Here is a 570-nt window from a genome sequence, read left to right as displayed (position 1 = left end):
CAAGTTGATCCTGCTGGTCGGCTCCAGCCGCAGTGGCAAAACCCAACTGCTGCGCCAGCTCGGCAACAAGCTCAACATCGAGCCACTCAACGTCGGCCTGGAACTGGGGCGCCGATTGGCCGCCACGCCGAACAACAAGCGCGGCTTCTCGGCAGGCGAACTGCTGCGTGAGATTGCGCTGCTTGAAACATTCGGGGAACGAGGCGAAGCCCCGCTGCTGCTCGACAATCTTGAGTTGCTGTTCGAGCCCAGCCTACAGATCAACCCGCTTGACCTCGTCAGGCGGCTGGCTCACTCCAGGCGCGTCGTGGCCGTTTGGCCTGGCGAGTTGCGCGGTGATCGGCTGATTTATGCCGACATGAGCCATCCAGAACATCGTGACTACAGCCAGGACGGCGTGGTCGTACTCGAAATTTGACCGAATTAACGAAAACTGCGGGAAGAGAAAAGCATATGGGCACGAACATGAAATACGGAGATCTGATCCAATTCGAGCAGATCGAATCAGTGATCCAACTGCTCGATGCCGGGCGCCCGGACGAGGCCAAGAAGCTCGTCGCGACCTACGTC

The 570-nt window shown here is 58.9% G+C and carries 1 protein-coding gene; it reads left to right on the top strand.

Translation table 11 applies throughout. The features are described 5' to 3' along the window. A partial coding sequence (brxF, locus tag KDH83_RS31270) for a BREX-3 system P-loop-containing protein BrxF (RefSeq protein WP_212323005.1) occupies positions 1-418 on the top strand: 418 nt, incomplete at its 5' end. Between the last annotated feature and the right edge of the window lie 152 nt (positions 419-570).

This window comes from Achromobacter sp. Marseille-Q0513, assembly GCF_018195695.1.
Classification (GTDB): Bacteria; Pseudomonadota; Gammaproteobacteria; order Burkholderiales; family Burkholderiaceae_B; genus Achromobacter.
This window is presented reverse-complemented; position numbering and strand designations above follow the sequence as displayed.